Genomic DNA, 24,808 nt, shown 5'->3' on the forward strand with positions numbered 1-24,808 from the left:
TCGACATTCAAAGATTGTTCCCGTTTAATTTGCAGACAAACCCATCTCTAAGCAAATACAAGAGCGAAAATCGTCTATTGCCTGTAAGCTATCAATAGGAAAAACAGAAATTTGTTTGTACAATGGTAATAATAAGTAATTCTATTCGATGTTTTAAAGACGTTGAAAACGAGTGTTCGTTGATATTGTAGTATCTGCATTGGTAAATACAGTGGATCTTAACAGTAAGTTAATCAATGCAATCTTTATTCTTCACATAATAGCCGCCTATTTTTTATAGCATTGAATGATTCAAGATTATATTCTTTTGATTTTGAAGTAATAGATCCCCGGCTATAAGTGATTTTAACTTTTCTATTTTCATTAAATGAATCGACATTTTACTTAATTTTTAGCTTCTGAAGGTTTCCTACCATTCTCATCCAGTTCAATGGCAGAAAGATCCAAAATTTTTTTTCTGGAACATTATTCTGCCTTTCATTTGGTACAAATGTAAGGTATTTGTTTTCGGCGGACTTAGAAATAATTTCACCTTTTAATACCACAGGTGGTCGTTCGTTTACATAATTAGTAGTATTTTATTCAACTTCCTTTTCCTTGCATCCTGATAATAAAAAAATAAACATGCATATTAGTATTTTTCTAATAAATATCAACTCCTACTTCTCTTAATGACAATAACAAGCTAATTTCGCTCATCTATAAACACCCCCAAAAGTTTTCGCCTATTAAATAATCCATAATACCTAAATAAAATAATAGAGTCATTTAAAATACTGTTAATGACTCTGTGGTTTTGCTTGTCCCTTTTCTTTTCTATATAATCATTTAGCACACACGTGATTACATTTTTTCTATTTTCGTATTCGAAAAATGGAAATAACTATTTCATCAAACCGTTTATCATATAGAACTTGTGCCAAAATACAAATAGGTCAAAAAGAGGCAAATCTCTCAGCCAATATTCCGCCTTTTCCTATATGAAACTATTTATTTAAGCATGTTATTTTATGATATGTTTATTATATCCAAATAAAAATTAATAAACTGTAATTATTAAAACGTTAATTTGATTAGAAGGAGTTATTTAATTAACCCTCGTAATAAGTTAATAGGAGGAGTAGGATGAAAAAAAAGACGATGGATTGATCTAAGCTATTATTGGAGAAATGGTACAAATCACAGAATAATATTCATGTCAGAGGGACAACGAGCGAATATGAAGTTGACTATTTGAAAATTGTGACGAATCAGGCTTTTAGACGGCTACAAGATAAAACGCAAGTATTTCCACTGGATAAAAATGATTTTGTTAGAACGAGGCTAACTCACTCTATAGAAGTCTCTTACTTTGCTAAATTGATCATTCAAAAATTCTCTACGTTAATATAGTAGAAAGGCGATTATGGTCGAGATGATTGGTCAAATGTCCGCAATTGTTAGCGCTGCAGGTTTATTGCATGATATAGGTAACCCGCCTTTTGGTCATTATGGAGAGACCAGCATCAAAGTTAGTGTCTGAAGTTTATTAAGAAGTTTTTTAGTGAGGAGATTTGAAATTTAACTTGACAAGCAATTCCTCAATTTAACCGCTTTCCGCTGAAAATCAAAAAGATTAGGGGGGACGTAATGGATGTAAGAGATAATGATATTAAATTTAATACAAAGAGGATTTTAAAAGGGTTCTTCGCAAATGAGCATCAATTGGACAAAGCATCTGTAGATCCGCTATCTATAAGAGCTGCTTCCTTTATTAGTAACTATGAGGAGGCCGGAGATGTCGATTTTAAAAACGACTTGTTAGAAGTAATAAAAATATACAGGCAAGGACTTGATACATACGGCCCCAACATACTAACATTTATTATTGAACAAGATAAAGATATCACGAACGAAAATAATTTATGGCAAAAAAAGCATGATCAAATTAGTAAACTATATGATAATAGTGATCCTTATGATACCTTTGAAACGGCATTAAACCTTATTGGCGACATGACAGAGGGAATGATAAAGTACCATTTTAGAGAATTATATAAGATAATTTATTATTTAGAAAATGGGTATAAACTAGAAACAGGTAAGTTGAAGAAAATAAAATTGGGAGTAATGAACGACTATTTACTAAAAAAATGTAATTTAAATATGAGTCATCTATTTCGAACTGAATTACCTGTTCGATATAAAATTAGTAATTGGAGAAATTTGGCTCAACATAAAAATTATGTAATTGATGGTCTGAAGGCAGAATTAAGATTTGAAACTGGAAGGAAATACATTTCTCATGAATTGTCGACAGACGAAATGCTAAGATATTACGCCGAGATAACTAGAATCGCTAATTTACTGCAATTAGCGAGAGAGTTGTTTATTGCGGATTTTACAGGTGAAATTACGGAGCTTTCTAAAATTGAAATGATGAAGTTAAAAGAGTCAATACCGGCAATTAAGTCAGAACTATTAATAGCGGACTTTGAAATTACTTTGTCGCTGATGAACTTGAGATTGGAATCATATGATGAATCAAAAGAGTTGATTGTTGTGTACATTGATGAAACTGAAGAAGAAAGTAAATATTTGAGTAATTATACTTATTTACCATTTATACTCTACAAGGTTTGGAAAATATTTAGAAAAAGTCAAGTCAAAGTGGAGTATAGAGACTACAAATCGGAGCCATATAGTTTATTAAAAATGAATGGAATGACATGCCAAAAAGTTGAAAATGAAGGGGATTTGAGACTTTTGTACGAAGAAATTTCTATATTCACTTGTGAAAACGATTAGGTATATAAAAACTTACTTATACCTCTTCAAGGATTGCTCTTAAAACTATAAAAGAGCAGTTCGTTTTTGATTTTCGGTCAAGTAAGCCGCTAATTACTAACTGGAGAGCGCCCAGTTAGAGTAAGGGCTAAAGAAATTGTGAAAACTTTTGTCTGAAGTAGTGAGAGCAATTATCAAGAAACCTAGTGAGTCAATTGTATCGAAATGTGAACTATATGCAAACCGAAAAGGGAAGTTGAGCCTTTTGAGTCTGGGAGAGAAGCTTGCGGCAGTGTCGGAGTTCAGATGCGGGCAACGAACTTTTAAATTACGGAATTGAAAATATTTTCTATAAATACCAAGATATTTTTTGGAATTGCTTAAAATGCAACTCCTCACTATTTGAGGTGTACTTTCGCAACAAACTACTAAACAATCGAGGGAATATTAGGGAAGTTCAAAATTGATAGGGCATTTCAGTATCTCGATAATTGAGATGTATAAAGAAATTTCAGTTGAAAGAAAATGATAGTATTGGTAAGCATAACAATCAAATAAAAATTATCAAAAACTTCTAAATACTTGAATGAGATTGGACCATTAATAAAGATGATAAGTATGAAAACGAGTATAAAAATTTAAAGAGTTTTCATAGTTTTGAACTATTATAAAGTGGTATTGAGGTTTCGTCATTGCTCAAGCCATTGCCTTTTCAAATATGAAAAAGGATGTAGTTAATGCAGAAAACGGGCTAAAATCTTTTAAGTATAGCAGGTTAAAGAAAAAAATATTAAGATCGTAAGTTATGTCTTATTCATAAATAATAATTATAAGTCCTGAAAGTGTCTTTTCTTTACAAAAATAAAAAAAGTTGTACCTATTCAGAATCTGAAAGATACAACATCTTTTATTTATAGAGTACATCTATTATAGTCTGACTAAGCGCCTTAGAAAGATATGGAGGAACGGCATTACCAATTTGCCTAAAGGCTGCAGTTCTTGAATTTTCAAAATAGAAATCATCTGGAAACGTTTGAATCCTTGCAGCTTCTCTCACAGTAATTGAACGATTTTGTTTGAAATCTGGATGTATATAATAGTGTCCATCTTTTGAAATATGGGCCACAACTGTATGACAAACGCTTGTACCATCTATTGCTTTGAACCGATCAAGAAATATATTTGCATTTTTATGTTTGATTAGTTTGGAAGGTAAATCAGGATATCGCACATTATTTTTTTTTAGTTTTTCTTTTGCAACAATTTTATAAATCTCTAAATCATTGGAGTTATTTTTTCTAGCTATATTTTGAGTTAATGGAAGTTCAAAATTTCTGATATGGTTATCAACATACTTTGCGGGTTTGGATTCATTATAGATATTGAGTGTTTGACCAGATTCAAGAATCGGCAAATCTTTAAATAATTGATTAATTGTTGGCGGGGTTTCTTCATACTTTTTAAGTGATTCAAAGAAATTAACTCTAGAATAATCTTTTTTATACCCAAAAATGATAAGACGCTCTCGTTTTTGCGGAACTCCATAATCAGCACTATTTACTATTTTATAGTCAATATGATAACCGCTCTTTGGAAGTGAGTTTTCAAACGCTTTTTTTATCTTAGGTAAAAGATTGGTGCCGTCTAAATCCTTAAAGGAAAGTAGACCTTTTACATTCTCAAATATAAAAAAATCTGGCTCATATTGTTTTAGGAATAATGTGTAATACTGATAAAGATAAATTCTCGTGTCACGATGTTTAATTCTTTCATTTTGCGCCCTTCCTATAGTTGAGTAGGCTTGACAAGGTGGACCGCCGATTATTCCGTTAATTTTTTTATCTGATCGTTTTACATCTATTTCACTAAAGATTTGTGAGAGATTTTCTTCAGAAATAGCAAGATTAATAACTTTGTCAGTAACAGATTTTGGAACTAAATTAAGAAATTCACTTAATGTAATTTCATTGTTAAGGTACTTTTTATATATTTCTAATTGATTATTACTTTTTAAGTAATAAAAAGCATCTCTTGCTTGAAGTGTTTTACAGGCCTGGGAATCCATTTCAACATGAGCGATTAATTCGTAATTTTCGTTTCTAAATCCTTCGGTTAGCCCCCCTGCACCTGAAAACAGATCAATAATAGTAATCATGCAATATCACTCCTCAATGATATTATACCAGGTTTGTTAAATAAATAGAACAAAAAAAGAAAAATAATAGATTTCAAAAAGTGAAAACGCTATTGTATAATGATAGGGACAGGGAGGGAATGAGATGGAACTGGAAAAAAATTTTGTGAATAAGAACTATCCTTTTGGATACAAATCAAATAATATTAAGAAAATGATGGAAACTATCGATTATTTAGAACTGGAAAAGAGGTCTTATTCATACTATTATTACCATGAAGATTATTATGGAAATTTAATTTATGAAATATTAATGAATAAGTTAATGGAGAATATGAAAGACGATAGCCGATTAGATATTAGCACTCTACAAAAAGATGATTCATTGTTGTATAAAGGAGAATATTATAAATATAAAGGTGAGTCTGAGGATGGAAAAGGGGGTTATGTTTTACAAAGCGTAAAAAAAGTTGGAAATCCTGTAAAACTAATTGTGACTGAGGCGATTTTGAAAAATAGAGTAGCAACAGCTAGCAACACTAAAACTAGAAAAGCTAAAGATTTGCGAAAAATACTTGCTAAACATATAAATTTGGAAGATTATAATGCCAATAATAACAAGAAAATCATGATTATTGCAGATATGTCTATTTTGAAAAAAATATTTGAAATTAAACTTACATTTGGCGGTACTGAGTGCTATATAGGTGAACTTTGTTCTGCTGTCTATATTACAAAAGAGGGGGAGGAAAGAAGAATTCCTCATGATTTATCATACTCTGACCCGATGGTATATTTTTGTAGCAGTACTAGCGTGGCGGCTCAATACTACGATGATGTATTATACAAGACAGTACTGGAAAAAATATTCATACTTGGAAATAAATTTTTTAAAGGAAAGCAACGCGATTATTTATATTCATTGATTGATATCCATGATGATGAGAACATAGCAATTGCCTTATTTGGTTCAGCAGATATTTTGATGCAAAAAGATGGAGTTGATCCAATAAAGAATCTGGAGATGAATCATCTCTTTTCGCCAATCAAAATTATTGCTGAAACTAGTACGATGTTTAATTTTATTCCAATCCAGCATAATAGAGAGTTCACTATGTCAGTTGAAAAGCTAAGGGGAGATATTGAAAAAATAAGATTTAGTCCACAACACAAATATCTTCTGAAAATGCTAGTTATATATTTAAGAAGTATTCTAGGACAAGTAGTTGGAACATATAAATGTCTTGAAAGCATGATGATTAAGATATCTGAATACTTAGAAGTGATAGACATTGAAGATAGCGAAACCATTGACCAAAATTTATATGATTTGTATGCTAATCGATTTGGTTATGACACACATAAAGTTATTAAAAATACACTGAATTCAGGAATGAAAGTTGCATTAGTAGTAAATAATGAGTTGTCGGAAGAAACCTCTATCAGGTTTAGGAATAACACAAATGTTGAAGTGTTTCCTGTGGACCTGTTGATAACGGAAGATATGCTAGACTTCTTTGATGTGGTTATATTGAGCTCAATGACAGCGACTCACAGGAGGAAATGGGTTGCTGCTTCATTTAATGCACAATACTATATTTTGTATCCGCAAGTAAATGAGAAGATTTTCGTCAGTTCTATAAAAAATGATAGGAACTTCTTAAACAGAATAACAAAATCCGTAGAAGTGAGTAATCTTTTTGATAGTTATGAGAATGCAATTGAAACGTATATTGATTGGTATAAAAAAGTTGAACTAAACGAAAATGAAATAGAAGTAGATAAAGATATACTTGAAGTTGAGGTACTATTTGAAAGCATCTTTGATAGTAAATTGGAAAAAATAATTGAGAAAAACATTAGTTTAAGTAAAGAAAATAAAGGGGAAGATAATAATCTTGTTGATATAAATACTGAAATTCTTTTAGATAATGGTATGGTTATCTTAGGTACGGAGTATGGTAAAGTTCATGCCCTTGAGCACGGAAAATTGGTAAATAGAGAGTTACAAAATGTGAAAGAATTTGATGTCGTTGTGCAGTTTAATATACCGTATGCTAATGAAATTTATCATGATCGACTTTTAACTTACAGTTTATCAGAAAATGAATCTTCAGAAATAATTGAAGCCCTCGAATATGAGAGAATGGATATACATTGGAAAAGAAGTTTAATTGAGTTCAAATCAAACAGAAGTTTGAAAGGAACGGATTTGGCAGCTAAATTTAAGATATCTGGTTATCCGTCAAAAAGTGAAACATTCTATAATCTATGGACTAATCCTTATAAAATGCCTATGGTTCCAAAGGATATTGAGTTTATTAGCTATGTTGGTAAAGTTATAGGCGATATGGATATTGAAAAAAATTATCAGAGTTATTATGAGGCGAGTGTGCATGTAAAAGAGAATATGAAAAACATCAGAGAGAAGTTATTAGAGTCCATTGAGGGAAAAGATTTAAGACAAATCGAAACGATGAAGAGCATTCCATCTCCGAATGTGTCAACAATTCTTTATGTAGAAAAAATTGACTATAACAATATTCCAAGATACTTAACAAATAAAATGATCGAGGGGGAAGAGGAGCGATGAAAACAATAGAGGAAGACGTAGAAAGACAAAAGAATGTTAGAAGAAAATTGATGGAAGCGACTTCTAGTTTGTTATTAGGACCTGGTTCAGAGTGCCTGAATGAGGATAATCTAAATGAAATTATATCTGATAAACCAGAAGCTAGGTATGTTACAGGAATTTTATATCCAGTAGGAAGAATTAGTAACAGTAAAGAGTCTACATCCGATAATGATTTGGATGAGTTAGATGATGAAACGATTACGTTTGATAACAGTTTGTTGCCAAGTTCTATGGGAATGACTTTTTATTTTAAGTCTAATCTGACTGATTTAGAGCTTAATGTGGAGTATTCAAATTATGTGAAAATAACCAATCCTAACGTGTTTATTGGCAAAGATATATATTTTCTTTTGAACAGACAGATTGAGAAATTTATACACAAAGAAAAGTTACAAAAATTATTAGTCATGGACGGTGGAAAATACGAGATTAGAGCAGTCTTAGAAAGTGTAGAAGAAAGGTCTATTTTTAAAGAATTTATTAATTCGAATGATAAAATCGAATTTAAGAAATTAAGATTTTATCTCTGGAAATCTTATGAGGCAGCAAATAAGAATAATGATTACTATCAACGTTCTCCCCACCAGTTTAAAATGAAAGTACCATTGAGAGAAGGGTATCACAAACAAAAAATATCGCCGCTTGATGAGGGCTTCTTAGAGATTATATCAAATGTTAATAAGATATCAGAATTATCTGAATTTGATATTTTTTCTCTAACAATAATATTAAAAAATACATCTGGAAAAAAGGTGTTTCAGCCCAAAATTCAAATAACTGCTAACGATTTATTTGAATTTTTTCCAGTAGAAGATGTAAAACTTCCAAGCCTTAATAAATTAAGTAAAGAGGATCAAAAAAATTATTTTCTTTACAAAAATAAAAAAAGCTACGCAGTAGGGCATGGAGTTTCAGTCATTTGGGGAGAGAGCAAAGGTAGCTTTGCCATAGAGACCACTTACATTCCAACATATGAAATTTTACCAATGAGATTTGATATACCTGGATTGAGCGAGGAAATTCTTCGACCGGATACCTATTTAGGAACAAATAAAGAAGAACAAATAAATAATTTATTAGAGTTTGTTTCTCTTTATGATGCTTGGATTGATAAATTGAGTGAAAAGTTAGAAAAAATCGAAGATCATTTTAAGGATGTGGCACAGGAAAATTTGAATAACTGTAGATGTAGTAGTCAAAGGATGAGAAAAACAATTGACTTCCTTCAAAACAATGAAGCGGCTTGGACAGCTTTTCAATATGCAAATGAGGCTATGGTACTTCAACGAATTAAAGATGGTAAATTGAAAGAGATGCTGTATCAAACTAAAGATTATGATTCAGTTGATTTTAAATGGCGCCCTTTTCAATTGGCTTTTGTCCTTAATTCACTCGAATCGATTCTAAATGATGAAAGTGATGAACGAAATGAATTGGACTTAATTTGGGTAAGTACTGGTGGTGGAAAGACTGAGGCGTACTTATTTGCAATAGCAGCAGTCATTTTTTTCAGAAAATTAACACGTACAAATTCTAGTGGGGTTAGTGTTATTATGAGATATACACTTAGACTTCTTACCTCTCAGCAATTTGATAGGGCCGCTGCATTGATTTGTGCTTTAGAATATATTAGAAGAAATAATGAGAATCTATTTGGTAATGAAGAAATTTCAGTAGGTCTCTGGGTTGGTATGGATCAAACTAAGAATCATTTCGAAGATGCCAATGAGAATCTGCGTGACATGTTTAAATGTAACTCTCTTGAGGATGCTAAGAAAAAAAATATGTTTCAAATATTGAAGTGTCCGTGGTGTAATGGTGAATATAGTGTGATACCAGAACTAAGAAATATTAAAATACCCCGGAGATGGGGTTATAAAGAAATTACAAAAACATCTAAGAATTTACACAGCATTTGTTGTGTAAATAAATCATGCTCTTTTAGGTCAGGAATCCCTGTTTATATGATTGATGAAGCTATTTATATGGTTAGACCGACATTACTTTTCGGGACAGTTGACAAATTCGCACAGGCATCACTTAAACAAGAGACAGTAAAATTGTTTGGATCAGATAATCCTGAGAAATATAGAAGACCTGAGCTCATAATACAGGATGAGTTACATTTGATTTCTGGGCCATTAGGCAGTATCGTAGGCCTATATGAGTCAGGTTTTGATTATATCTTTAGCCAAAATAAAGGGGTTAAACCTCCCAAATATATTGCCTCAACTGCGACAATTAGAAATGCTGAAGAGCAGGTGCAAAATATTTTTAATCGTAAAGTTTTTCAGTTCCCGCCAAGTGGATTCGATTCTAATGATAGCTTTTTTGTTAGAGAGGACGATAAGCAATCTGGAAGAATGTATATGGGGATTATGGCAACAGGTAAATCACAAATGACAACTGAAATTCGGCTTATTGCGATATTATTACAAAGTATAGCTGAGTTGGGATTATCTGATGATGAAATGGAGTTATTTTGGACCTTGACAGGATACTTTAATAGTATTAGGGAGTTAGGAAAAGCTTCGTCATTAATACGAGATGATGTTAAGGACTATCTTCAGCAATTACAAAATCGCAATGGCACTAATAAGAGAGCCTTATACGATGAGAATAACATTGAGCTTACAAGTCGTGTCTCTGGCGCAGAAATTCCAGATAAAATCAGACAAATTGAAAGTAAAAGAGGTGAAAAAGGTGCAGTTGATACGTTGATAGCTACAAATATGTTGTCAGTAGGTGTAGATATTGGGCGACTGAACTCCATGTTTGTAGTAGGACAGCCAAAGCTTACCTCTGAATACATACAAGCAACCAGTAGAGTTGGTAGAGAAACACTAGGGTTAGTTAGTATGTTGTATAATTCCACCAGAAGTAGAGATCGTTCTCATTATGAGACATTTCAATCCTATCATCAAAATCTATACAAGTATGTAGAGCCCAGTAGTGTAACGCCATTTTCTGTTCCGGCAGTAAAAAAAGCAGCTTACGCAACTATAGTGGCTATGGTAAGAAATACTGTGCCGGACTTAATAAATGATGATGCGGCATCTAAAATTTTAGAGCATACAGACATTTTAAATATGGTAAAGGAGTTCATTTTTGAAAGAATTAGGAATATTGATACTCAGAGCGGGCTGTATTATGAAGATGCAACTCAATTAATAAATAACTTTTTTGAAGAATGGAAACGTTTAGCAAGCGAAGCATTCGAAAATAATCAAAAGTTATATTATTATGCTTCGCCATATAAATCTACGAGAATAGAAGACCTTATCTTACTAAGAGCATTCGATGATAAAAGCACTCATGATGAATCCATAAGAGTGATGGGAACTATGAGAAATGTTGAAGAATCTTCATTTATGGAAATAATTGAGTAGGAGGAAAACAATGAATAATTACAAGGAAAAGTATAATCCAGAGTTTAAAGTTAGAAGGTCTCAATTACTAACTCCCTTTGGGATTGGTGCGCTGATGGACATAAATAATCAATCACTTATGGTTGCAGATTCTGAGTATTGGGGAGATGATCTGGAGCTTGTTCATGACATTCGACTTGAAAAAATACTAGGGTGCAAAGGTTTCATCGAACCTCCATTAAGTTCAATGACGAATATTCAAGGTAAAAGATTTCCTAGATGGTACTTTTCTCCAGTAGACAGACGTTTAAAAACAATAGATAAATGGCGTGAAGAGATAAAAGCCATGGGAGATAATAAAAGTTTAATTAGTTTTGATAAGAAGCCTTTTACTAAAAAAGATAATAATCGTGTTGAATTAGTACCTGTAAGAATTATATGTGCCTGTGAACATGGTCATTCGCAGGATTTTCCTTGGCTTGAATGGGCACATATGGATTCTTCACTCAGCGCAGCAGATTTTAAGAACCATAAATTGGTGTTAAAGAGTGATGCGAAATCAGCGTCTATATCTGAATTAAAAGTATGTTGTACCACTTGTGAGTCTAAAAATAATGTCAAGTTAGAAAAATCTTTGGCAGGTATTTTTGATGATAAAAAAATGGCTAAACGTTTTGAAAAAATAAATGTTCATTGTGAAGGCAAGCATTATTGGAAACATACCATATGTAACGAAAAGTGTGATCAAAATCTTAAAGTCATGCTAAGAAATGCAAATAATTTTTATTTTCCAAGTATTATGAGCTCAGTCAATATACCTTTTAATGAGAATACTGACTTAGAAAAAATAATGAGCCATAAAGAATATAGCAGCATTATTGGCCACATGAAAAAGAGCGTTAGGGGACAAGAATATGATTTTTTTGAAAATAATAGTCGAGTATCCAATTCAATTGACTATATATCCGAGGACTTAGACTTGTCAAATGGATACGTCAGAGAATCTGTTGGAACGCAATTAGGCTATTACTCAAGTGAAAAGACTGATTTAGTAACAGTGATGGATTATCGACGAGCAGAGTTCCAAGTTTTAACAGGAAGAGAATCATTTAACCACAATTCGAATATCGAATTTAAAATAAAAGTTTACAATAAGCCAGACTTTTCAGACTCCGTTAAAAAAAGTTTTTTTAGTAAGTTAACTCTTGTTCATTCTTTAGAAGTAATGAGCGCGTTGACAGGATTTTCAAGAATAGATACATTAAATTCTGATAAAATCCTTGAAGATATTGAAGAAGAGGAAACTAATACAAAAAATATTAAAATGGTATCTCTAAAACGAAAAGATGACACCTTTGTTGGTATAAAAGCAAGAGGCGAGGGGATATTTTTTGAGCTATCTAATAAAAAAGTGAAAGAATGGCTGAAAGTTAATGAGTTAACTCCAATGTTCAGAAAAATAAATGAGAAGCTAAAATTTGATATTCATGAGGATGAAAAACCTTATATTGCACCTGATTATTATTTAGTTCATACGTTGTCCCATCTTCTAATTAGAGAGCTAAGTCTTACGTGTGGATACACTTCTTCTTCTTTAAAGGAAAGGATTTACTATTCGAATGAAGACGGAGAAGAAATGTATGGAGTGCTCATATACACGTCAAGTAGTGATTCAGAAGGAACTCTAGGAGGGTTAGTTAAACAAGGGTTACCAAAAAAATTTTTTGCAACTATTGACGCAGCAATTGAAAAAGCCAAGTGGTGTAGCTTTGATCCAGTTTGTATTGAAAGTGTTGGGCAAGGTCGGAACTCATTAAATGCGGGGGCTTGCCATGCCTGTTCGTTAATTTCTGAAACAAGTTGCGAAAAAATGAATGTTTTTCTTGACAGAAGTATGTTGATTGGTACTTTAGACAATCCGGAGTGGGGATTTTTTGGTGAAGTTGTGAATTTGAAAAAATAATAGTACTGGCAAAATAAATGATTTTTATGATTCAATTGGAATAATATAGAAAAATTATTGTGAATATGTGAGACTGAAAAGGCAAACTCGCATGTCACAAAAATGAAGTTGGGGGATAAATGATGGAATTAGTAAAGATGGACATAGCGAATTTTAACTTAACATTTGGAAAAGAACAGATGCCAATGTTAAATCATTTTGAGGATTTTTTATTACCAGCACTAAAAATGGATTACGTAAGAGAGAAACAGGACAATAGTTTCAGTTTTAATTCAATAAAAGTAATTGATACGGATAATGGTTTCGCTTTGACGGGAATTATTATAAAAGACACTCGTTTAGAAGTGCGATCAATAATAGATAAAGAAGGAAATTTGGTAGAAACTGATCGTGAACACCCCTCTGCACCCTACTCCTTTTTTTGTGTTTTCTTAAAGAATCATAGAATGATTTTTGTACCAAACCAGAAAGGAAGTCCCAATTTAGTATCTTTTTCGGCGACGGTTAATTTGTTTTTGTATGAGTACCGAAGAAGGTATAACTTGAGTAGAGAAAAAGATGGTAAACCTACTAGGCTTCCGATATATCAGTTAAATATTGTGGGAATTCCTTCAAAAAGAAATATTAAGGCTGCTATACAAAAAGTAGATAAGGTAAATAAAATGAAATTAAGATTTTACCCTCTAAATGGAGAAGATTTAGATTTAGCAAATGTAGCTCTTTCTAAAATAAGGGAGCTGAGTGTTACAAGAAATTATGTGGATAGTAATACAGGAGGAGTAACTTTTAATTCTCCGAAAGATTTAGATAATGTTGCTAATTTGATGGAAGGTTTGGGAGGAACTGTAGACTCAACTCTATTTGTGACGCTAAAAGATGGTGGAAAAGGACAGATAAAAAACCAACAAATATCTGAGAAAATCCAAGTTCAAATCCCAACGAAACATGTTATTGACGAAGTAGCACCTCTAATAGAAAAGGCTGGAAAATTAGAAACGATAACTACCGTATCTTCTGAAAATCAAAAAAACTATAAAAAGTTTCTTCCCAAAATTAGAGAGATATTTTCTAGTTTTTTATAGAATAATATTTAGGATAGGAGTATTTTATTTATGCACAATAAAGAAAATGAAGAGAAAGAAGTGGAGTCTAAACTTGATATTTTACTTTCTTTGGAAGATTTGTTGTCAATAAAGAGCTCTAATCAAATAATTAAGTTAAGTTTCATTAGTTTATTCAAGGATTTCACAATAAAATATGATAAGAAAAAGCATAAAAGTAAAATTTCTTTTTTTAAAGACTATAGACTGATGTATGCAATATTTTTATTAATTGCAGTAATGTTTTCTTACATTTTGTCAGACTCATCTCTGACAATTGTTAAACTGATTGACATCGTCGAATTTTTGAACAATATACTAATTTCATTACTAGGGATTGTTTTCACCGCATATGCCCTATTACAAGCAGTTTTATCAAAAGATGTTTTACTGTCGCTTTTAACATCGAAGGCGAATTCTAAAAAAGGTCATAGACTTGAACAAAATAATTTTACGAAGATAAATAACGGATTTTTCTTTCTTATGGTGTTATACATAATCGGTATTGTCATCAATTCTTTGTTATTTGTATTTCTAAAAAGTGTTGATGAAGATTGGCATCTCAAATTGCCTCAACTTGTGAATGTTTTTTTATCAAGTATAATTTTGTCATTTTATTTCTTTTTTAATTTATTAGTTATATGGGAAATTAAACATTTTATTTTCAATATTTTTCATATATTAAATGTGGGCATTATACTTAATATGGATGAGGAGGATATGGGGAAGTAGGGGATAAATAAGCAAAAAAATGTCTTATCTGAGGTCGGCAATAAACTTTTAGCGGACATGAGGTATTAATTGTGCAAGTGTTTGCCGGTTATTGTAACGAAGTACAGTTCTTGAGGTTTTCTTTGATAATAATTGATCTATGCAGGCTTCTGGGCTTTTATCATTAGCTTGGTCAATTTTTTCTTCTGTTAGATACTTGAAAACAGAACATGTTATTGTTAGACTCTAATGTGGAACAAATGAATTATTGGAGGTTTGGTATTGATTAATTTTCCGAAACTAAAGTTCACGATTAATGCAACAAAAAAACAAAGTGAATTTGAAAAAATAAGTTTTAAAACTAAAGCAGAAGTAGTGTATTCTCACTTATTTGAAGGCTTATCAACTAGAAAGAATGAATTGAAAAATGGCTTGAATGATAGTGATGGCTGGGCTGCTTGGAATATTTTGCAGCATTATGGAATTCAAAATGAGCATAAAAAATCTTTTAGTGGATGTGACTTGCCTACCGTAATTAATTATTTAAATAAACGTAGTAGTAAAGGCGATAAATCATTAGTAGATTTATTATCATTTCTGAATAATGATTTTAAAGACCAAGGAACTAAAGAAGATACTGGACAAAGAAATATAATAAAAATTGATAGCGATTTTAAATATAATATAGAAGATTTTAATTTGGCTATGAAGAAAAATTTGAAAAGCTTTATTATTGAAGAAGATTTTCAGAGGTTGAATGAAATTAAAAAAAAGAACGGCACAAAAGGAGAAGAATTTGTTGTTGCATACTATCATTCGGAAATAAAAAGCCAGATTTCCTCCTCTGAAAAGAGGGAATACTTGCTACGAGGTGTAGAGTATGTTGGCGATAAACACGGATTAGGTTATGATGTTATTGGGTGGGATTTGAACACGATTGATAGTGATAATCCTCAAAAAATATTTATTGAAGTTAAAAGTACGACTTCGCAAAATATACATGAACCATTTTACATTTCAAAGAATGAATTAGATGTTGGTTTGTCTATGGGAGAGTCATATAGGATTGGTAGGATAATTGATGTCAATGGTGATAAAATTAAATATTTTGAGATTACTCCCTTTAAAACTAAAGCGGAACAAAGAGATTTCAAAACCGTAATTGAAGATATTTTTATCAATGAACCAATGGTTTATAAAGTTTATGGATTAAAACAAAGTTGAATTGATTTACGTCCATAATGCCAAGATTTACACAAACTATTTTTTAGCTTAACGGCAAAACTCGAAGTAGCTGGTGAGTACCGCCTTTAGTTGTGATGTTATCTTCAATATAGATTTTTATTCCTTTAGTGAGCGAAAGAATTGTGGATCAGTAAGCGATATATGGAAATCTGGATACTGCACCAAGATTGGTTCTTCCGCATAACACGGTCTAACATGGCGCTCTTAAGGTCTTTCCCTGTCGCAGTATTCTCTTAGGACAGAAAAAAAGCCAAGCGTACTATGCGTCCAGTTGACTACACTGAAACATTAAGGCATTAATAAAATGAAGGACTGTCACAATGGGGTGAGTGTCTAGATCCCAAAACAGTTGACCAGTCCTTTTTATTGTGCACAAGGATGAAATATTTAGCTGAATTAAGAATAGTATCACTCCTCAACCAACAATCTCAACAAATCCCCAATTTTTCTCAAAATTTAAAACATACGTTCTTGACAACGTTTTCAATATATCGTACAATGACCGTGTTAGTACAACCTAGATAAAAAACTTTATGGCCTGCTCCAGGTTTGGCGGACACCTCACCTGAAGCCCAGAAGACTATGTGTCAGTCTACCAGTTGCCAAAAGCTATCTTTGTGACTAGCTCTATGTTATTGTACCTAATTTAAGCGCTTTTTTCTAGTCGTTTATCAAATTTTTTGATAAACAGTTAGGCTTATTTAGGCGTCAATCAAAGTCATAAGTAAGCTTCTCCTTAACGAGGCATTCAACCGGATTTAGACGATTAGTCTGATTTCGGTTTTTTTTCGTTGTTGGAAAGTAATTGGGAGCATAAGGAGGTTCTCAATTATCTAGGTGTACTAGCAAGGATAAGGCCTATCCAAAAGTTATTTCAAAATCTAGAAGCAACCAACCAGTATCTACGTTGAGACTTAGGAAAAAATTCATTGATAAAAAAACATTAATTTTGACAAGGAAGTCATGGCTTCACCCGGGAATGATGCCCTTGTCATGTGTTTCAGATAGCGGTATTAGGACGGAAAGGATCAAGGAGATGACATATACCCCTGCTTATTTTGATAAAGTAATCGAGCGCAGAGGAACAAATTCAGGTAAATGGGACAATTGGCAGACAGAAGGAACTGGCCAGTTGGTAGCCATGGGGATCGCCGATACGGACTTTCGGCCACCAAGAGAAGTGGTCACAGCCGTGATTGAACGGGCCCAACATGGAATTTTTGGTTATGGCAAGTATGGGGAAAATTATCGTGAGAGTGTGATGGACTGGCATTTAAAACGGCATCAGATTCACTATCAGAAAGAGAGTATTTTTTTCACGCCCAATGTATTAGTGGCACTAAACAATGTGGTGCGAGCTCTCACTGAAGAGGGAGAGCGGATCATGTTGTTTAACCCAACTTATGGGCCTCTTGAGCAACAGCCCTTATTCGCCAAACGAGAGGTTGTTCGAGCTAGGCTACTTAAAAAGGGGAATCGTTATGAGATTGATATGGCAGCATTGGAAGAGCTAATGGCGACAGAGGTTAAGCTGTTCATCCTCTGTCATCCACACAATCCCACAGGACGGGTCTGGACTGAACCAGAACTTAAAGCAATCGTGACCAGCTGTCAACGACATGGCGTGCTGATTGTCTTCGATGAAATTCACTCGGATATCATCATGCCAGATCAACATTTTATTCCGCTAATGGCTGTGGCCCGTGAGCTAAACTATAATCAAAACGTCATCAGTTTAAATGCGCCGACTAAAACCTTTAATTCGTCTGGGCTCCAAGTGGCCTACTATATAGCTGAGAATCCTGATCATGTGGAAAAAATTAATCAAGTGAGAGCCTACAGTCATACGACCGACTATATTTATGGCAATTACCACTACCTTTTGCAGGCGTTAGCAGCAGTGCCACAGGTGAGGGTGACAGCCTTAGAAGGCACTTATCTGGCGTGGCTTGATGTGTCTGCTTTGAATGTATCAGAAGAGGACTTACGAACGCGACTGGTGACAAGTGGTGTGGCGATTCTGTCTAATAGTGATTTTTTTGAGGAAAATCTGTTTATTCGAGTTAATTTGGCGACGGCCCGACAAACCTTGGAAAAGGGCGTCGCCGCACTCGTTCAGGGCTTAAGTTAAGAAAGCGAGGCAATAATGAAAACAAAAGAACTTATCGACTTACTAAACCAAGAAGTGGATCGTCACAGGGAAGAATTGTTGAGGATAAGAGAGGATCTCCACCGTATACCAGAACTAGCCTTTAGGGAGTTTTTCACAACAGATTATATTGAAAACTATTTGGTAGAATTACCTGGAATTAGTAGCTACCGGGTTTCTGATACGGGATTGGTGGCCGAGCTGACCTCAGAGACTTTCGGCAAACGCTTGGCAATTCGAGCTGATATTGACGGCTTGCCTGTCACTGAGGAAACGGGCTTGGCCTTTAGCTCAGAACATCCGGGGCAGATGCATGCCTGTGGTCATGATGGTCATATGGCAGCTCTTTTGATCGCGGCTAAAATTTTAAGCCAACACCGTCATCTGCTAAAGGGGAGCTTGCGTTTCCTCTTTCAACCAGCTGAAGAGGTAGGTAAAGGAGCCAATCTGTTTATCAGCAAAGGGGTGCTACAAGATGTGGATTATTTGTTTGGTTTACACTTATGGACACCCTTAGCCACCTCCTTAGTTGGCGTAAATGAAGGCGCATTAATGGCGGCCGGCGATTTTTTTGACATTGTGATTAAGGGCAAAGGCGGTCATGGGGCCATGCCACAGGAGACCATCGACCCAATAGTGATCGGAGCCAATCTGATTACCAGTTTACAAACCATCGTTTCTCGTAATCTAGCACCAATTAAAACCGGAGTTGTGTCTGTCACCTCACTACATGGTGGCAATAGCTACAATGTGATTCCTGAAAGCTTAACACTTAAAGGAACCCTACGAGCTTTGAGTTTGACAGACATGGAATTTCTCTATGGCAAAATTGAAAGCTTGACCCATGATATTTGTCAGGCCTATGGCGGAAAGGGTGTGGTGACATTTGCCAGTCGACCAGAAGCTTATCCCCTGATAAATAATCCTTATTATGCTAAAAAAATCAAAAAAGGTTTGCAGGCCGGCTTAATGGAGGCGAAAAGTCGTGAAATAGAACCGACTTTAGCCGGGGATGATTTTTCCCAATACAGTAAAACAGGTGTTTCAAGCTGTTACGTCTTTGTTGGCAGTGGGGGCCTGACCAAAGATTACCCTCATCACCATCCCAAATTTAACGTTTCGCCTGCTTCCATTGTGACAGCTGCTAAGACCTATTTGCACGCTGTTCGTCTAACGAATATGGTGGAATCAGATGATGAAAGAGCTGGTTAAACACACCGTCAGGCAAGTAGCCTTGAGTCAAAGGAAAAGGAGAACAACCATGAAAAAAAGAATGACATTATTGGTAATGGTGATGCTAGCAACAATGCTAGTGGCTTGTGGTAAAAATCAAGGAGATGGTGGTGGCGAAACTAAAAAAGAATTGGTGGTTTGGACTTTTACAGATGAGATCGAAACCATGGTCAAGGATTATTATCAAGTTGAACATCCTGATTTGAATTATGAGATTAAATTTGTGGTCACCCCGAGTGATCAATTTCAAACCAAGCTTGACCCGATTATTGGCACGGATAAAGCGCCAGATGTGGTTGCCTTAGAATCATCTTTTGTAAAGAAATACGTGGAATCAGGCTTGTTGGCCGACTTAGATGCCCTTAAGTTAGATCAGGCCTCCAAAGATACTTATGAGTACATCAAAGAAGTCGGCACCTCAGCTGACGGCACTTTAAGGGCCCTGTCGTGGCAAGCCACTCCCGGTGCTTTTTTCTACCGGGCTAGCTTGGCCAAAGAGTTCTTAAAGGTCGACTCACCAGCTGAGTTTCAAGCATTGGTCACGGATTTTGATCAGTTTTATGAGACGGCCAAACTTTTGAAAGAACAATCAAAAGGCAAGGTCTACATGATCTCCAGTGTCAGCGATTTACTTTATCCTTTTGAAGTCTTAAGAAAGACTGGTTGGGTCAAGGACGATCAATTGTACATGGATCAACAAATGATTGACTTGATGGAATTAGGCAAAAAGTTGGTTTCTGAAAAACTAACATTAGACACCGAATACCGCTCAGAAGCCTGGTACGCAGGGATGGCCTCAGACACCATTATGGGGTATCCCTTGCCGACATGGGGCCTACACTATTGGCTACAGCCCAACTCAGAAGCTGAGTCAGGCGAGTCAACCTTTGGCGATTGGCAAATGGTTCAAGGGCCGGCCGCTTATTTCTCAGGAGGCACTTGGGTTGGCATCAGCCAACAATCAACGATGAAGGCAGAAGCTGCCGAACTCATTAAGTTCATCACCACAGATGCGACTTTCCTGGAAGCGTACACCCGAGAAGTCGGTGACGTGGTCTCCAATCGTCAAGTAGTCGATAAGGTCAAAGGGGAATTTGAAAATGACTTTCTTGGCGGGCAAAACCATTACGAAGAATTTGCCAAGATGATTGAAACGATTTCGGCTGAGACCATTACGGAGTATGATCGGACCATTGACACGTTGTATCAGGATGAAGCCTTGATCCCTTATTCTAAGGACGAAGTGGACAAGGAGACGGCGATTGCCAACTTTAAGGCCGCCGTACAAAACAGTTATCCCGATATCAAGATGAAGTAGGAGGACCATATGGTGAAAACGAAAGCCAAAGGTTTTGAGCGTTATAATCGTTATGCCTATTTGTTTCTGTTGCCTTTTATAATCGGCTTTGTGGTGTTTCAATTGTACCCGATTTTATACACAATTGTCCTAAGTTTTTCTGATTTGCGTGGGTGGCAAACGGATTTTCAATTGATTGGCAGTCAAAATTATCTTAATCTGCTTAACAACGAGCTTTTTCGTAAATCAATTGCCAATACGTTTATCATTTGGACCATGAATTTTTTGCCGCAGATTCTTTTATCCTTAGTTTTGGCGGCGTGGTTTACCAGTCTTAAGTTAAAGCTGAAGGGGACAGGTTTCTTTAAAATCGTCTTTTATTTGCCGAATATCATTACGGCTGCCTCAGTAGCCGTGCTGTTTTATGCCCTCTTTAGTTATCCCATGGGCCCCATGAATTTGGTGCTACAGGGCTTGAAGCTCATTGATCAGCCCGTTGACTTCTTTCGCCAAGTTGGCGTCACACGAGGGATTGTGGCCTTCATCCAGTTTTGGATGTGGTATGGTCAAACCATGATTGTGCTGATTTCAGGCATACTCAGTATTAGCGATACCTTGTTTGAATCGGCCATGGTCGATGGGGCCACCGATCGGCAACTGTTTCGTTATATCACGATTCCCTTATTGCGACCGATCTTGCTGTATACCATGGTAACTTCCTTGATTGGGGGCTTACAGATTTTTGATATTCCTTTTTTACTGACCGGTGGGAATCCAGATAATAGTGTCTTGACTGTCACGATGTACATCTACAAACAAGCCTTTGAAGGCAATCGCAATCTTAACATGGCCTCAGCGGCTTCGGTGATTCTCTTACTGATTTCAGTGGTGCTTAGCCTGATAATGTTTCGCTTGTTTAAAGAACGTCAAGTCAAAGGAGGTGCCTAATGTCAGCCGAGAAGCTTCAAAAATATCTGATCTACACCTTGCTGATCTTGTTGACATTATTGAGCCTCTTGCCTTTTTGGGTCGTTCTCGTCAACGCTACTCGCTCAGCGGAACAAATCCAACAAGGGTTGTCTCTCTTGCCAGGAAGTAGCCTGGCCTATAACTGGCAAGCTTTAACGAGTAAAGGCTTTAATGTTTTTCAAGGATTTAAGAACAGTTTCGTGATTGCTTTTTTCTCAACCATTTTAACCTTGTACAGTTCAGCCATTGCCGCATACGCCTTAACGGCCTATCAGTTTAAAGGGAAAAATAGTTTGTTTGCCTTAGTCGTGGGCTTGATTATGATTCCGCCGCAAATTAGTTTGATCGGCTTTTATCAGTTTATGTTGCGACTTAATTTGCTAAACAGTTTCTTGCCGATTATCTTGCCATCTTTGGCATCACCTGCGACGGTGTTCTTTCTCAAGCAATACTTAGAGACAATTTACCACCCGGACCTAGCAGATTCAGCTCGCCTAGATGGGGCAGGGGAGATCAAGATTTTTCACCGAATCATCCTGCCATTAATGAAGCCCGGTCTGGCAACCATGGCGATCTTTACCTTTGTCAGAACCTGGAATAATTTTATTATGCCGCTGATTTTGATCAATGATGCCGAGAAATACACCTTACCAATGCTGGTTCAACTCTTAAAGACCAATGTTTACCGAACAGAATTTGGCAGTATGTATTTGGGGATTTCTCTGACGATTTTACCGTTGTTGTTAATTTATCTGTTTTTGTCACGTTATATTATTGCCGGCGTGACGGCAGGAGGGATTAAGGAATAGGGGAGACTGGTGAACAACTAGTGTCTGTTTATGAGCATGAAGATATAAGCCAATCAATGAGAGGGTTCATTGATTGGCTGTATTTATGTGTGATTATTTGCTGCGAACTAGTTTTAAGTTCCTATCCTAATTGGGAAGAGTTCTGCCTCATTTCCTAAAGATAAAGCTCAAAATAAACAAGATAAGAAACAGTCAGCTATTCTTCTCAAAAAAACATCCTATATGGGTAATTGCTAGAACATTTTTCTTTTAAGCTGATTACTCGAACTTTTTTCTTCGAAGTAATCCATCAGCTTTAGTAAATCTTTTGTGCTTCTTCCTGGTTTTCCTGATATTTTTCTCAGATACATTTTGTTTATTACATAGTATTCAGTGGTTAGTTCAAGCAGCCAAGTAAGTTCTTTAGGTAAGTGGACTTAAAGCTTATCAACAACTATTTTGGGTGTAATTCTAAAAACCTTTCAGTCGTTGATCTAAACAAGTCTTCGGTGAAATTCAATCTGAGAACAGATTGTTTTTGAGCGGCAAAATAAAAGATTCCTTTGTCTGTCGTAATTTTAAATAATGCTTCAATTCCGTGGTCAGTAATGTCAAATAAGTAGCCAAAATCAACAGTAGTGCCTAATAAACTGTCATAATCTTTCCCATTCTCCAATTGTGCTAATGCAGTATTTGCCAAAAGTTCTTTCAATTCTTCATTATCAATTTCATTTCGTTCTTTTGGGCTATTCTTTTTACCACCAAATAATTTGTCAAACAATTTCATTTTATAATCTCATCCTATTCTTAATTATCAAAATGACTGTTATACACTTAAATTGTATCACTTCACTGTGGCCTGCTCAATTAAAACAAATGTTTGAGATTAGACATTTTGTAAAGGTGTACGTTTAGCGGGTCATAAACAATAGTTTATGGCGATTTGATTTTGATATAAGTTTTGACAAGAATTGGCAAAGAAGCTCTCTTGCAATATGAGAGCGAAAGTTTGTTGTATAAGATTTTTTCGCACAATAATAACATTTTTCTTAAAAGCGACCTCAAAACGAATGTTTAACGAACGTTCGACATGGTAAGCTATACTATTAAAGAAACTAACTACCTAATTGAATGAGGAGGAATTAAATGAAGTATATTGTTAAGGGGATTAAATTATTGTTAATAGCATTTCTTCTAGGTCAATATTTACCAACAACTGTTGAGGCAATTGAATTTATTAATGATAACCTAAGTATCCAAAATGTATCGCCTTTGTACACATATAAAGCAGAGGCTGATCCAAATTTCGAAAACGAATTCTTAAAAATGCAAAATGAATTTAGTCATGAAGATTATGTTGTACAACAACCTTTTAAGGTATTCTTTTATGAAGAAGATTTAAATGAAATTGCCTATTATCCAATCGTAAGTGATCAGCACCTGATTGGCTTGGTTTATCAGAATCTTGTAACGGGTGAGTACGATCTGGAATCGAGTGAAATAGTTGAACAATTCAGTATGTATAAATTCAGTGCAACGAACCAAGTTCCTATTACCCTTATTAAAATAGGGACAGAATTATTAGGAAAGACTTCCAATGTAACGGTTAATTTTAGCTCTCCCCAAAAGACTAACCAGGAAAATGAAAGTCTTTTATCTCAAGTTGATTTCTCACATATGAATTTTGGCCAAGTTACTAATATCTACGAACAAACAAATCTATTATTCGAGAAGATGGAAGTAAACAATCAAGAAAGCGACAATTTGGAAAGCCTCCAATTGTCTGAGCAGCTGAATGAAACAATCGGAACAACAGAAACAGATGAGAAGGTGATACCATCTTCACTAGAAAATAAAGAGGAGCGTCCAGAAAAAACTGATGATACTGATTCTAAAACTAATATTACACCTGAAAAATTGAATGACTCACAAAATCGTAATGTAAAAGAGCAGCAACTAGATACTCCATTAGTATTTTTTAATCAAGACATACCAGGAGAATTTTCAGGTGATGGGAAGGACATCTATTATCAAGTGAATATACCTAATTACCAACCTGATTCAGTTAACGAAGAATATGTCTTTAGTTTGACAGGTTCTAATGCAACGGGATCTATTTTGGAGCTGTATGATGCTAGTAAAAAGCACATCGCTAGCGCCCGCCAGCTTCAAGGGTATACGAGTACCTTTACTAAGAAGCTAGAACCTGGTACCTATTATGTCAAGACTGCTGGTTATTACTCAACCAAAACAGGGAGCTACACTTTAAGAGTTGATCGAAGTATTACCAAACACGATGCTAATAACAGTTTCGGAACAGCGGAGCCTTTAGACTTTAATCAGGAACTCTTAGGAAGCTTTGAGCACATCTATAATGATCAAGATTACTATCGTATAGAGGTGCCGACCTATCATGCTGACTCTGTTAACGAAGAATATGTCTTTAGTAT

The 24,808-nt window shown here is 34.8% G+C and carries 16 protein-coding genes; 14 read left to right on the forward strand and 2 right to left on the reverse strand.

Features of this window, described 5'->3' with window-relative positions; all coding sequences use genetic code 11:
- Nucleotides 1–1,414 precede the first annotated feature (1,414 nt).
- Together I6N95_RS27850 and I6N95_RS15280 are read left to right on the forward strand one after the other, a co-directional pair.
- Nucleotides 1,415–1,522 carry an HD domain-containing protein gene (locus I6N95_RS27850; RefSeq protein ID WP_430727545.1) on the forward strand — a complete coding sequence of 36 codons (108 nt, stop codon included), beginning with the start codon at nt 1,415–1,417 and terminating at the stop codon, nt 1,520–1,522.
- A 107-nt stretch (nt 1,523–1,629) separates the two neighbouring features.
- A complete protein-coding gene (locus I6N95_RS15280; protein WP_209529519.1) occupies nt 1,630–2,787 on the forward strand; it encodes a hypothetical protein in 1,158 nt (385 codons plus the stop codon).
- An 886-nt stretch (nt 2,788–3,673) separates the two neighbouring features.
- On the opposite strand, the gene I6N95_RS15285 is transcribed toward I6N95_RS15280, so the two are convergent.
- The gene (locus tag I6N95_RS15285; protein WP_209529520.1) at nt 3,674–4,921 is read right to left on the reverse strand and encodes a DNA cytosine methyltransferase; all 1,248 of its coding nucleotides are present in this window, start codon (nt 4,919–4,921) and stop codon (nt 3,674–3,676) included.
- 124 nt (nt 4,922–5,045) lie between these two features.
- Between I6N95_RS15285 and I6N95_RS15290 the strand changes: the two genes are divergently transcribed.
- The 11 genes from I6N95_RS15290 to I6N95_RS15340 all read left to right on the forward strand — a co-directional run bounded on the left by I6N95_RS15290 (nt 5,046) and on the right by I6N95_RS15340 (nt 22,379).
- The gene (locus I6N95_RS15290) at nt 5,046–7,493 is read left to right on the forward strand and encodes a hypothetical protein (protein ID WP_209529521.1); all 2,448 of its coding nucleotides are present in this window, start codon (nt 5,046–5,048) and stop codon (nt 7,491–7,493) included.
- On the forward strand, nt 7,490–10,924 hold the full coding sequence (locus I6N95_RS15295) for a helicase-related protein (protein WP_209529523.1): 3,435 nt from the start codon (nt 7,490–7,492) through the stop codon (nt 10,922–10,924). The genes I6N95_RS15290 and I6N95_RS15295 overlap by 4 nt, the downstream gene beginning before the upstream one ends.
- A 10-nt stretch (nt 10,925–10,934) precedes the next feature.
- Nucleotides 10,935–12,866 (forward strand): DUF1998 domain-containing protein, encoded by a 1,932-nt coding sequence (gene drmB / locus I6N95_RS15300; RefSeq protein ID WP_209529525.1) that lies wholly within the window; start codon nt 10,935–10,937, stop codon nt 12,864–12,866.
- A 122-nt stretch (nt 12,867–12,988) separates the two neighbouring features.
- A complete protein-coding gene (locus I6N95_RS15305) occupies nt 12,989–13,948 on the forward strand; it encodes a PH domain-containing protein (RefSeq protein ID WP_209529527.1) in 960 nt (319 codons plus the stop codon).
- Between the two features lie 30 nt (nt 13,949–13,978).
- The gene (locus I6N95_RS15310; protein WP_209529528.1) at nt 13,979–14,698 is read left to right on the forward strand and encodes a hypothetical protein; all 720 of its coding nucleotides are present in this window, start codon (nt 13,979–13,981) and stop codon (nt 14,696–14,698) included.
- 261 nt (nt 14,699–14,959) lie between these two features.
- On the forward strand, nt 14,960–15,901 hold the full coding sequence (locus tag I6N95_RS15315; protein WP_209529530.1) for a protein NO VEIN domain-containing protein: 942 nt from the start codon (nt 14,960–14,962) through the stop codon (nt 15,899–15,901).
- Nucleotides 15,902–16,958: 1,057 nt separating this feature from the next.
- Nucleotides 16,959–18,053 (forward strand): MalY/PatB family protein, encoded by a 1,095-nt coding sequence (locus tag I6N95_RS15320; protein ID WP_209529532.1) that lies wholly within the window; start codon nt 16,959–16,961, stop codon nt 18,051–18,053.
- 15 nt (nt 18,054–18,068) lie between these two features.
- Complete coding sequence (locus I6N95_RS15325; protein ID WP_209529534.1) at nt 18,069–19,283, forward strand: M20 metallopeptidase family protein; 1,215 nt, start codon at nt 18,069–18,071, stop codon at nt 19,281–19,283.
- A 49-nt stretch (nt 19,284–19,332) separates the two neighbouring features.
- A complete protein-coding gene (locus I6N95_RS15330; protein WP_209529536.1) occupies nt 19,333–20,622 on the forward strand; it encodes an ABC transporter substrate-binding protein in 1,290 nt (429 codons plus the stop codon).
- A 9-nt stretch (nt 20,623–20,631) separates the two neighbouring features.
- Nucleotides 20,632–21,549: a carbohydrate ABC transporter permease gene (locus tag I6N95_RS15335; protein WP_209529538.1), complete on the forward strand. Its 918-nt coding sequence runs from the start codon at nt 20,632–20,634 to the stop codon at nt 21,547–21,549.
- Nucleotides 21,549–22,379, forward strand: a complete 831-nt coding sequence (locus tag I6N95_RS15340; protein ID WP_209529540.1) for a carbohydrate ABC transporter permease — start codon at nt 21,549–21,551, stop codon at nt 22,377–22,379. Before I6N95_RS15335 ends, I6N95_RS15340 begins: the two co-directional genes overlap by 1 nt.
- Before the next feature lie 433 nt (nt 22,380–22,812).
- Here I6N95_RS15340 and I6N95_RS15345 read toward each other — a convergent pair whose 3' ends face one another.
- Complete coding sequence (locus I6N95_RS15345) at nt 22,813–23,145, reverse strand: hypothetical protein (protein ID WP_209529541.1); 333 nt, start codon at nt 23,143–23,145, stop codon at nt 22,813–22,815.
- Between the two features lie 359 nt (nt 23,146–23,504).
- Here I6N95_RS15345 and I6N95_RS15350 point away from each other — a divergent pair.
- On the forward strand, nt 23,505–24,808 hold a 1,304-nt coding region (locus tag I6N95_RS15350; protein ID WP_209529543.1), incomplete at its 3' end, for a hypothetical protein.

It is taken from the genome of Vagococcus allomyrinae (assembly GCF_017829975.1).
Lineage (GTDB): Bacteria > Bacillota > Bacilli > Lactobacillales > Vagococcaceae > Vagococcus_D > Vagococcus_D allomyrinae.

Excerpts from the sequence above, each read along its gene's own strand:
- I6N95_RS27850 (WP_430727545.1), top strand. The coding sequence starts at position 1,415 with ATGATTGGTCAAATGTCCGCAATTGTTAGCGCTGCAGGTTTATTGCAT.
- I6N95_RS15280 (WP_209529519.1), top strand. The coding sequence starts at position 1,630 with ATGGATGTAAGAGATAATGATATTAAATTTAATACAAAGAGGATTTTA.
- I6N95_RS15285 (WP_209529520.1), bottom strand. The coding sequence starts at position 4,921 with ATGATTACTATTATTGATCTGTTTTCAGGTGCAGGGGGGCTAACCGAA.
- I6N95_RS15290 (WP_209529521.1), top strand. The coding sequence starts at position 5,046 with ATGGAACTGGAAAAAAATTTTGTGAATAAGAACTATCCTTTTGGATAC.
- I6N95_RS15295 (WP_209529523.1), top strand. The coding sequence starts at position 7,490 with ATGAAAACAATAGAGGAAGACGTAGAAAGACAAAAGAATGTTAGAAGA.
- drmB (WP_209529525.1), top strand. The coding sequence starts at position 10,935 with ATGAATAATTACAAGGAAAAGTATAATCCAGAGTTTAAAGTTAGAAGG.
- I6N95_RS15305 (WP_209529527.1), top strand. The coding sequence starts at position 12,989 with ATGGAATTAGTAAAGATGGACATAGCGAATTTTAACTTAACATTTGGA.
- I6N95_RS15310 (WP_209529528.1), top strand. The coding sequence starts at position 13,979 with ATGCACAATAAAGAAAATGAAGAGAAAGAAGTGGAGTCTAAACTTGAT.
- I6N95_RS15320 (WP_209529532.1), top strand. The coding sequence starts at position 16,959 with ATGACATATACCCCTGCTTATTTTGATAAAGTAATCGAGCGCAGAGGA.
- I6N95_RS15325 (WP_209529534.1), top strand. The coding sequence starts at position 18,069 with ATGAAAACAAAAGAACTTATCGACTTACTAAACCAAGAAGTGGATCGT.
- I6N95_RS15330 (WP_209529536.1), top strand. The coding sequence starts at position 19,333 with ATGAAAAAAAGAATGACATTATTGGTAATGGTGATGCTAGCAACAATG.
- I6N95_RS15335 (WP_209529538.1), top strand. The coding sequence starts at position 20,632 with ATGGTGAAAACGAAAGCCAAAGGTTTTGAGCGTTATAATCGTTATGCC.
- I6N95_RS15340 (WP_209529540.1), top strand. The coding sequence starts at position 21,549 with ATGTCAGCCGAGAAGCTTCAAAAATATCTGATCTACACCTTGCTGATC.
- I6N95_RS15345 (WP_209529541.1), bottom strand. The coding sequence starts at position 23,145 with ATGAAATTGTTTGACAAATTATTTGGTGGTAAAAAGAATAGCCCAAAA.